9 protein-coding genes are annotated in these 9,987 nt (G+C 54.2%); 6 read left to right on the forward strand and 3 right to left on the reverse strand.

Going from position 1 to position 9,987, the window contains the following annotated elements:
• From ACEW8P_RS21500 to ACEW8P_RS21510, 3 genes are all read left to right on the forward strand, one after another.
• Positions 1–840: DUF1553 domain-containing protein (locus ACEW8P_RS21500; protein ID WP_373515125.1), on the forward strand; the 840-nt coding region annotated here is incomplete at its 5' end.
• Positions 841–934: 94 nt separating this feature from the next.
• Positions 935–2,398, forward strand: a complete 1,464-nt coding sequence (locus ACEW8P_RS21505) for a DUF1501 domain-containing protein (RefSeq protein WP_373515126.1) — start codon at positions 935–937, stop codon at positions 2,396–2,398.
• 74 nt (positions 2,399–2,472) lie between these two features.
• The gene (locus tag ACEW8P_RS21510; protein ID WP_373515127.1) at positions 2,473–3,531 is read left to right on the forward strand and encodes a 6-bladed beta-propeller; all 1,059 of its coding nucleotides are present in this window, start codon (positions 2,473–2,475) and stop codon (positions 3,529–3,531) included.
• Here the strand turns inward: ACEW8P_RS21510 and ACEW8P_RS21515 are convergent.
• The 3 genes from ACEW8P_RS21515 to ACEW8P_RS21525 all read right to left on the reverse strand — a co-directional run bounded on the left by ACEW8P_RS21515 (position 3,528) and on the right by ACEW8P_RS21525 (position 6,159).
• A complete protein-coding gene (locus ACEW8P_RS21515; RefSeq protein ID WP_373515128.1) occupies positions 3,528–3,977 on the reverse strand; it encodes an SRPBCC family protein in 450 nt (149 codons plus the stop codon). The two genes, ACEW8P_RS21510 and ACEW8P_RS21515, sit on opposite strands and share 4 nt — an antisense overlap.
• Positions 3,978–4,066: 89 nt before the next feature.
• Positions 4,067–4,639, reverse strand: coding sequence for a Crp/Fnr family transcriptional regulator (locus tag ACEW8P_RS21520; protein ID WP_373515129.1), 573 nt, complete (start codon positions 4,637–4,639; stop codon positions 4,067–4,069).
• Positions 4,636–6,159: a sulfatase gene (locus tag ACEW8P_RS21525; protein ID WP_373515130.1), complete on the reverse strand. Its 1,524-nt coding sequence runs from the start codon at positions 6,157–6,159 to the stop codon at positions 4,636–4,638. Before ACEW8P_RS21525 ends, ACEW8P_RS21520 begins: the two co-directional genes overlap by 4 nt.
• A gap of 146 nt (positions 6,160–6,305) precedes the next feature.
• Between ACEW8P_RS21525 and ACEW8P_RS21530 the strand changes: the two genes are divergently transcribed.
• The 3 genes from ACEW8P_RS21530 to ACEW8P_RS21540 all read left to right on the forward strand — a co-directional run.
• Positions 6,306–6,875 (forward strand): RNA polymerase sigma factor, encoded by a 570-nt coding sequence (locus ACEW8P_RS21530; RefSeq protein WP_373515131.1) that lies wholly within the window; start codon positions 6,306–6,308, stop codon positions 6,873–6,875.
• Positions 6,876–6,926: 51 nt separating this feature from the next.
• Positions 6,927–8,033 carry a FecR family protein gene (locus tag ACEW8P_RS21535; RefSeq protein WP_373515132.1) on the forward strand — a complete coding sequence of 369 codons (1,107 nt, stop codon included), beginning with the start codon at positions 6,927–6,929 and terminating at the stop codon, positions 8,031–8,033.
• A 40-nt stretch (positions 8,034–8,073) separates the two neighbouring features.
• Positions 8,074–9,987 (forward strand): SusC/RagA family TonB-linked outer membrane protein (locus ACEW8P_RS21540; RefSeq protein ID WP_373515133.1); only part of this gene is annotated, 1,914 nt, incomplete at its 3' end.

Below are 9,987 nucleotides of genomic sequence, written 5' to 3' on the forward strand. Positions count from 1 at the left end.
AAAACGCCGGACGATTTTGGCAATCAGGGTGCTTTGCCCATCAATCCCGGACTGTTGGATTACCTGGCAACGTCGTTCGTGGAGTCGGGCTGGGACATGAAGCAATTGCACAGGCAGATCATGCTGTCGGCTACCTACCAGCAGTCGTCCGTAATCAGGCCCGCGCTATTCGAGACTGATCCCGAAAACGATTTGCTGGCGCGTGGGCCGGCCTTCCGACTTTCTGCCGAAATGATTCGGGACAATGCTTTGGCAGTAAGTGGCCTGCTCGTCGATAAGAAAGGAGGTAAGAGCGTTTATCCTTACCAGCCGCCTGGGCTTTGGGATGAGATATCAAACAAGGTTTGGCGTTACAAGTACTTACAGGAACCGGGCGACGGCCTCTATCGCCGCAGTCTGTACACCATCTGGAAGCGCACCTCGCCGCCGCCCACGATGATGATTTTCGACGCCACCGACCGTACCTTCTGTACCGTTAAACGACGTTCGACCAGTACGCCATTGCAAGCTCTGGTTTTGCTTAACGGCCCACAATTCATCGAAGCCGCTTGCGTGTTGGCCGAGAAAATCAAAACGCAAGAACCACAAACCGAAAAGCAACTTAACAAAGCCTTCCGCATCCTCTTAGGCCGAAAACCTGACGCCAAGGAGCAGAAGATGATGAACGATTTTTATCTAAAACAGAAAGAAAAATACGACTTAAGAAAAGAAGACGCCATCGCCTATCTTGAAACCGGAGAGTCTGAACGGAATCTCAGTCTCGACCCCGCCGGAACGGCAGCTTTGGCCTTTGTTATCAACGGATTGATGAATACGTCGGAGGGGTATTCTAGGAATTAAGTATGGTGTGGTTTATACCGATTCCTGAATGGTTCCTTACTTTCTCTATTCGACGCCAGACGCGGTAAATCGCGACTCTACATAATACATTACCATGAATGAACTTAGACGTGCAATGAACCTCATGGAATCCCGCCGGGGGTTTCTGAAAACGGCCTCACTGGGTTTCGGCTCGCTGGCTTTGGGCAGTTTGCTGCATTCTTCCAGCTTTGGCGGGGGGAATAAGAAGGTTGTCGAGCGGCCCGAAAACGGCTTGTTGGGTACTTGCCACTTTCCGCCCAGGGCCAAGCGGGTCATTTATCTGTTCCAGAGTGGCGGGCCGTCGCAGTTGGAATCGTACGACTACAAACCTGAACTCGCCAAATGGCACGGGCAGGAAATTCCTGATTCTATAAAAAGTACCCAACGCAACTCGGGTATGGTGGCCGGGCAGTCGAGCTTTCCGCTCGTCAAATCCATTTACGATTTCCAGCAATACGGGCAATCGGGGGCCTGGGTGTCGGAGCTGTTTCCCTACACGGCGGCCATCGTCGATGATTTGTGCATTGTCAATTCGATGTACACCGACGCCATCAATCACGAGCCCGCTGTGATGCTGGTACAAACCGGGTCGCAACAGACCGGGCGACCATCCATCGGTTCGTGGTTAAGCTACGGACTGGGTTCAGATAACCAGAATTTGCCGGGTTTCGTAGTGATGATCTCAAAAGGCGGCGGGGCGCAGCCGCTCAGTTCGGCGGCCTGGGGCAACGGTTTTTTGCCCTCGCACCATCAGGGAGTGCAGTTCCGGGCGGGGAACGAACCCGTACTTTATTTGCAAAACCCTTACGGCGTCCACGAAAACGACCGCCGCGAGCAGTTGGATTTTATCAAATCCATGAACGAACATCAGTTCGACGTTTGGGGCGATCCCGAAATTCATTCCAAGATCAGTCAGTACGAAATGGCTTACAAAATGCAGGCGTCCGTTCCCGAGGCCGTTTCTACTGCCGACGAACCCGACTACATTTATGAGCTTTACGGCGAAGACGCTCGCAGACCCGGAACCTATGCCGCCAACTGTTTGCAAGCCCGCAAACTGGCCGAGAAAGATGTCAAATTCATCCAACTCTACCACATGGGCTGGGACCACCACGGCGGCTTGCCGGGTGGCATGAAAAACCAGGCTATGCAAACCGACCGCGCCAACGCGGCACTCATTCAGGATCTTAAACAAAGGGGCTTGCTCGATGACACGCTGATAGTGTGGGGTGGAGAATTTGGCCGGACTAGCTTCTCACAGGGCCGGCTCACGCCCACCAATTACGGTCGCGACCACCATCCCGGCGCTTTCACGATGTGGATGGCGGGGGCAGGCGTCAAAGCGGGCATAGTTTATGGCAAAACGGACGATTTTAGCTACAACGTTGCCGAGAACGGCGTCCACGTCCACGACTTTCAGGCTACGCTGCTGCACATTCTTGGTATTGACCATGAGCAGTTGACCTTTAAGCATCAAGGCCGTCGCTTCCGCTTGACGGACGTACACGGCAAGGTGGTGCATGATATTTTATCTTAATACAGATTGAATCCCTCTCCTCAAAGGAGAGGGGCAGGGCCGGGCGGCCGGTGCCGTGAGGTAAAACGGGATATATGAAGCAAACCCGCAGAGAATTCTTAGCTACTGGAAGCACTACCCTGATAGCCAAGGCTTTTCCATTCTATATCATAAAAGCAAAACCCAAACTGTCAGACGAAATTACTGGTCACGGCGATTTCCGCTACCGCGTTCACCAAGGGTGGGGCGTCCTGGATTCGGGAAAATATCCCGTCAACAATTGCCACGAAATGGTGCAGACGCGCAGCAGGCGGCTATTCATGCTCACCGACGAACCGAAAAACAACATCCTGATCTATGACCCTTCGGGGAAACTACTGGACCACTGGACACTTAATTTGAAAGGCGCGCACGGCCTCACGCTCCACGACGAAGGCGGGGAAGAATTCCTGTACATTACCGACATTTCCTCGGGTCGAGTGATCAAATCCACGCTGTCCGGCAAAATCGTGATGGAGTTGAAAAATCCGCGCAGCGAAGGTATTTACGATGAGTTCAGTAAGTTCATTCCCACCGAAACGGCCGTCGGCCCGAACGGCGGCATCTACGTCGCCGATGGCTACGGATCGCAATTCATTCTCCGCTACGATGCCAAGGGCAAGTTCATCTCGAAATTCGGCGGCGACAGTTTTTTGCAGGAAGCCAAATTCAAACAAGCCCACGGCGTAGCGATCGACTACCGCGATAAGTCCAACCCCACCCTGATTTGTACGGCCCGCATGAAAAATGCCTTCAAGCGCTTCACGCTCGAAGGCAAATACCTGGAAACTTACTACCTGCCGGGAGCTTACGTCAGCCGCCCCGTGTTCGATGGCGATAACCTGTATTCGGGCATCTGCTTCGGGATGACGCCCGGCGATTACAATCCCAAGCTGAACCGGGGGTTTGTGACGATTTTGGATAAAAACAATAAGGTAGTTTCCAATCCCGGCGGCAACGCGCCCGTCTATCGAGAAGGTAAGTTGGACCTGCTGCTACAAGAACAGCCCGTGTTCAAGCATTGCCACGACGTCTGCGTGGACAATGACAAGAACCTCTACGTCTGCCAGTGGAATGCGGGTGGAGTATATCCATATAAATTGGAGCGGGTTTAGGACTGCTTCTTTTCCTTCTCTACTCGTTCCTTCAACTTCTGGTTCATCGCCTCGAAGCCATTTCGTGTGTTGACCTCGATCATTTTGTTGAACAGAGGCACCAGGATGCCAGCGAATTGCTCGCTTTGTACCAGAGTGGTGCTACCGTCGCCGTTATCAGTCAGTTCAAAGCGGTGTTCGCCGTCGAAAAGTCCTTTGATGAACAAGTTTCCAAGCCAGCGAAATTCTTTGTTTTTTTCAAAGGCCAAAACTTTGGGCGTGAAGGTCATGCCGTTGCCGCCGGGCGGTTCGAGACGGGCCTTGATGGTTTTGCCCACGGCTACCTGGCCCGTCAGGGATTTGATAAAGGGGTTCCAGTCGGGATATTTTTCAAAGTCGGTGAGGACGGCCCAAACCTGGGCGGGGGACGCTTCGATGCGAATTTGGGTTTTGAGTTCTTTGGCCATGATTGCGATGGTTAGAATTTTGGTTGTCAATTTGAACACCACAAAATTCCGACTTCTGCTACTGAAGGCTCTTGACAAATATCAAGAAATCACAAACTGGCCTTTTTTCTGATTCGGCTAAACGTCTCTGGTGTCATCCCGAGCATCGAAGCGATGTACTGCAAGGGTACCTGGTTGAACAACTCTTTATTGTTTTCAAAAAAAGCCCAATACCGTTCTTCGGCGGTCATGGAAAGGTGCGTGAAGATCCGGTCTTCCATGGTGGTGAAGCAGCGGGTGATAAAGCGCAACTCAAATTCGTGCCACTCCGGAACCAGGCTTCCAATGGATTGGTAATCTGCCTGGCTGATAGTGAAAAGTTCAGCATCGCTCAGGGCCTGGATGGTCCAGCGGGCGGGCGTGTCGAAGATAAAACCCGACAAGTCGGTGACGAAATAGCCCTGCGTGGAAATCCATTGGGTGACTTCATCGCCACGCTCAGTCGTGACAAAAATTCGAAGCAAACCCGAGCGGATAAAACTGAGTTGATCGCAGGAATGCCCGGTTTTGAGCATAAAATCCCCTTTGTCCAGGTGTGCGTTGTGAAAAAGTGAGGCGATCTTTTCGAGACTCTCGGATTTTACACCAAAGTAAGAGGAAATGTATTGGTTGAGTTCGGTCATTTCTGCGCCGCCATCGGATTTTTGCTCGGCAACCTGGCCCCGACATCCTGCCGCCAGTTCTGCAAAATCGTGTGCAGTTGCAGCGTTTTGCCTGGATTCTTGTCGGCCAGGTTATTCTGCTCACCAATATCGGTTTTGAGGTCATAGAGTTCTAGCCCCCGCCCTGGCTCAAACCACTCGATCAGCTTCCAGTCGCCGTAGCGCACTGCCGAGCCGGGCGAACCGCCTTGGTTGCCGTAATGTGGGTAATGCCAGAATATCGGCCCACGGTTCATTTTTTTGCCTTTCAAAGCGGGTACCAAACTCACGCCATCGACGTGCTGCTTTGGCAACGCGGGCAGCCCGGCCATGTCGAGTAGGGTGGGGTAGAAGTCGGTGCTGATCATTTCCTGGTCAGTGATCGACCCGGCTTTCGTTACGCCTGGCCAATGGATAACCATCGGCTCGCGGATGCCGCCTTCGTAAAGCCAGCCCTTCCCGGCCCGTAGCGGCAGATTGGAAGTGGGGTGGCCCTCGGCCGTGGCCAGTCCGCCGTTGTCAGACATGAAGACGACGATGGTATTTTTGTCCAGGCCGTTCGCTTTCAAGGCGTCCAGAACTTTGCCCACCGCTTTGTCCATGCTTTCGACCATCGCGGCGTACACGGGCAGACACTGGACAAGTCGCGCCTTGTTGTCGCCCTCCTGGCCCCATTGGTCATCCAGCCCTAGCTTTTTCTTTTTAGCCTCATATTTTTCAATCAAATCTTTTGGCGCCTGCAACGGAGTGTGGACGGAGTAAAAGGAAAGATAAGCGAGGAAGGGTTTGTCCTTGTTTTCGGTAATGTAGGCGACCGTCTCTCGTGCCAGACGGTCGGGCAGGTGTTCGCCGTCGGGGCCGCTGGTGAGGCGGGGATTGTCGTAAGGTGCGAAGTAGCCACCTCGTGGTGAGCCGACCGTCCAACCGCCTTTGTTGACGTCGAAGCCTTGATGCTCCGGCCAGAATTCGTCTGACTCACCTAAGTGCCACTTTCCGGCAAAGAAGGTGCCGTAGCCGTTGCTTTTGAATGCTTCGGCCAGCGTCGTTTCGGCCAGCGGAAGATTTTCCAGGTACTCGGCGGGCAGGAGCGGTTTGCCTTTCGTCCAGTGCTTGCTCACCGTCGTGGGTTGCGGCGCGCCGAACCAATCGGTGGTGTTCATGCGGGCGGGGTACTTACCGCTCATGATGCTGGCGCGCGTTGGCGAGCAGACGGGGCAGGCCGCGTAGGCGTTGGTGAATTTCATCCCCTTGGCCGTTAAAGCATCCACATTTGGCGTTTCGTAGAAGCTCGGTCCGTCGCTACGGCTGCCGAAGGCCCCGATGTCCGTCCAGCCCAAGTCGTCTACGAGGAAGAAGACCACATTGGGTTTATCTTTTCTGTCGTTTGCCGCAGTGGTGGTAGTAGTAGCGGGTTTGGTACAGCCGACGAGCAATATTAGAAGTAGGCTGGCAATACCAGTAGCGATTTGAAATACAGTATTCGCAACGTTTCGAGGCATCATGAAGGTGAGTTTATTATAGATCAAGTCCAAATTTAAGGAAACAAGAGGAATAATAGTGCATACTAACATTTGACAAATTCATCAGTATGTTCATGCAGTCTACGTCTTCTGCTTTGCTAATAACACTATGACTTAGTCATTTTCACGTGAATACGTCTGATCAAGCCGAGCAGTTTTCTCACCTCATGCGAACGCATTATAACGCGCTCTATGACTATGGTATGAAACTGAACAGCGGCGATCAAGCTTTTACCAAAGACTGCATCCAGGAGGTGTTCCTGACTTTCTGGAACAGTCGCGATAATTGGCACAGCTTACAGTCGGTGCGGGCTTATCTGCTGGTATCACTACGGAACCGGATCATAGATGCTCAACGCCGTGATCGTCGTTCCAGACGGGTGATTCGCCTGACTGACGCCGGGGGGGCGGTCGATGCTATTCCAGATCTTTCCTTCTCCAACCCTACCGAACAGACGTCCTATCGACTTACGGCCCTTCTCGATGCACTCCCACCTCGCCAGCGCGAAGCCGTTTATCTGCGCTATTTCGCCGAAATGGACTATGCCGATATCGCCGACGCAATGGGTGTCAAAGAGCGTACAGTGTACAACCTCGTCCATCAGGGACTTCAGCAACTCCGCCAAACCGTAGCCAAAGTACCTTTCTACCGGGCAGAGTTACTTCTGTCTATCCTGTTTTTTCTGAAATATTTTTAGAAAAAACAGGTAAAAAATCTTTGGCTTTTCGTCCTGTGGAAAAAAAAGCCAATGGATGAACGCATTACCGACCCCCTTCACCTGGTCGATGACCCTACCTTCCGGCACTATGTGCGCCGCACCGACCCGTTAGCCGAGCAACGCTGGGCGGCCTGGCTGGCGCGGCATCCTGAACAGGCGGCAGTCTTTCGGGAGGCCACCCGTCTGGTACACCAATTGGACGCGCTGCCTCGCCACAAGCTCTCCGATAGCGAAATAGCCGCCGAATTGATTCAGGTACAAGCACGCTTGGCGAGTAACGAGCCATCAACCGAGATTATGGAAAAACCGCTTCATTCTCATTTATTATTAGGTAGATTCCCCTCCTGGCTTGCCGCTGCTTCGGTGGCGCTGCTCAGCCTGCTGGGGCTTTGGCTTTACAATGGGATGCCTAAGCCCGATTCCGCCATTGCATCGGTAGCGCAAGAAACTTCCTCTCCTATTGATAAAGTGGACGACCATTCGACCCCTTTCGGTCAGCGGAAGCGGTTGGTTCTGCCCGATGGTTCGGTCGTGATGCTCAACGCCAATTCAGCTTTACAGGTCGTCCATTGGACCGCCACCCGGCGGGAGGTGTCGCTGCGCGGGGAAGCTTTTTTTCAGGTTAGCAAAAAGCGCCTCGCCGGGCAGCCCGTCAAGTTTGTGGTGCGAGCCAATAATGTGGCGGTGGAAGTTTTGGGGACGCAGTTTGACGTTTCGACCCGAAATAAGCGCGTGAAGGTAGTTTTGAACGAAGGCCACATCCGGTTAAAGGTGCTGGATTTGAAACACCCGGATGCCCAGCCAATTCGGACGCTGGATATGCTGCCCGGCGATTTGGCAGAAATTGCCGATGAACAAAACCTTACGTTCAGCAGCCAGACTGAAACGGATAAACACCTGGCCTGGGTATCCGACGAACTGGTGTTCGACGAAACGCCGCTCTCGGAGGTAGCGCGGCTCATCGAGGAAAACTATGGCTATTCCGTGCAGTTCGCCGACGCTGATCTGCCCAAACGACGGCTCACGGCCCGACTTCCCGACGCCAATATGGACATATTGTTAAAAGCCTTATCCAAAGCCTTTTCCCTTTCCATTACTCAATCTGACAAGACAATCCGTATAGCGGCGGGCCACTAACTATTTCTATCTTTTTTGTATGAAAAAACTACAACTATCTATGAAGCATTTTGCCCTTGCCTGTGCGTTGCTGGCTGGGAGTCTGCCCTCGCCGGGTATGGCGCAAACCCTGCTGGCGAGTCAGCGCAACGCGCAAACCAGTACCGACAAATCCCCCCAGCGGGCAGCAGTGCCGCTGCGACAGGCGTTGAAAACTCTTGAAGACCGCTTTTCGGTGCGATTTGGGTACGACAGTCGTTTGCTCGACAGCCAGCCCACCGTGAAAATGCCCACGGCCGATAATCTGCCAGCCGCCTTGTCGGCTTTGCTCACGCCTTTGGGGGTTCAGTATGAAAAAATCAGCCCGACGGTTTATGTGCTTTCTGCGCTGCCAGCGGCATCCGCCAAAGCATCTGCCGTAGTGGAACGCCGCATTTCGGGTACGGTCACGGCTTCCGACAATTCTCTGCCTCTTCCCGGCGTGTCCGTGACCTTGAAGGGCAGCGGACGCGGCACCACAACCGATGCGGAGGGACGCTACGCGCTTACTGTTCCCGATGCGGGCGGCGTGCTGGTATTCTCGTTCGTAGGCTACGTGTCGCAGGAAAGGGAGACGGGCAATCAAAGTACGCTGGACGTGACGCTGGCCCCCGATTTGAAAGCCCTGGATGAAGTGGTGGTCGTAGGTTACGGCACCGCGCAGCAGGGCGATCTGACCAGTTCCATTGCTTCGCTGAAAGCCAAAGACCTGCAAAATCAACCCGTAACAAGTCCCGACGCCCTACTACAGGGCAAGGCCGCCGGGGTGCAGGTAGTACAAAACTCCGGTACGCCCGCCGGGGAAATTTTCATCCGCATTCGCGGCACAGCGTCGCTGCTCGGCGAAACGCGTCCCCTTTACGTGGTGGACGGTGTGCCGCTCAACAACTTTGGCGGCACGGTACTCGACGCGGGCGGACAGCGACAATCGGCCCTGGCCGACATCAACCCCAACGACATCGAGAGCATCGACATCCTGAAAGATGCGGCGGCGGCGGCCATCTACGGGGCGCGGGGCAGCAACGGCGTGGTGCTGATTACTACCAAGCGCGGCAAGGCGGGCAAGGCAAGGTTCAACTTCGACTCCTACACGGGCGTACAGCGCGTGAACAAGCGGCTCGACCTACTCAACGGCGATCAGTTTGTCGAGTTGCTGCGCGAGTCGCTCGTCAACCGGGGACGTAACCCGCTCACAGAGACGCCTTTCAATCAAGTGACTCCCACGGGCATCAACACCGATTGGCAAGATCAGATTTTCCGCACGGCCCCCATCAGCAACTACAATCTGTCGGTGGCGGGTGGCAACGAGCGAGTGAGCACCTTTGCTTCGCTGGGGTACTTCAACCAGAAAGGTACCGTCATCGGCCAGGCTTACCAACGCTACAACCTGCGCGTCAACCTCGACTACAAAGCCACTGACAAGCTGAAAATCGGCACTAGTACACTGCTTAGCAACGCCCTGCAAAACCGAGTGGCCAATGATTTCAGTGGCTTCTCTATCTTAGCCAACGCTCTTATACGCAGCCCCAACCTGCCCGTTCGCAACGATGACGGCACTTATCCGCTCGACCCTCTCCTGAATGAAAACCCGGTGATGCTGGCCGAAGAAATCCAGGCCAAGAGCAACCAGAAGCGGGTAGTCACCAACTTGTACGCCGAGTACGCCATCCTTAAAAACCTGAGCTTCCGCACCACCTTCGGCATCGACTACCTCGCCGACCGCCAGCAGCGCTACGTGCCGAGCTACGTAATTGCCCGCAACGGCCGGGCCGAGGCGTTGGCCATCAGCAGCGATCAGTTCACCTGGGTGACCGACAACACGCTCACCTATCAGCAGCAGTTCGGCAGCCACAAGGTATCGGTGCTGGCTGGCACGGGTTTCCAGCGGTCGGCGTCTAACTTCCTGCAAGCGGGTGGCCAAACGGCGGGTTCCGAC

It is taken from the genome of Persicitalea sp. (assembly GCF_041751555.1).
Taxonomy (GTDB): Bacteria; Bacteroidota; Bacteroidia; order Cytophagales; family Spirosomataceae; genus Persicitalea.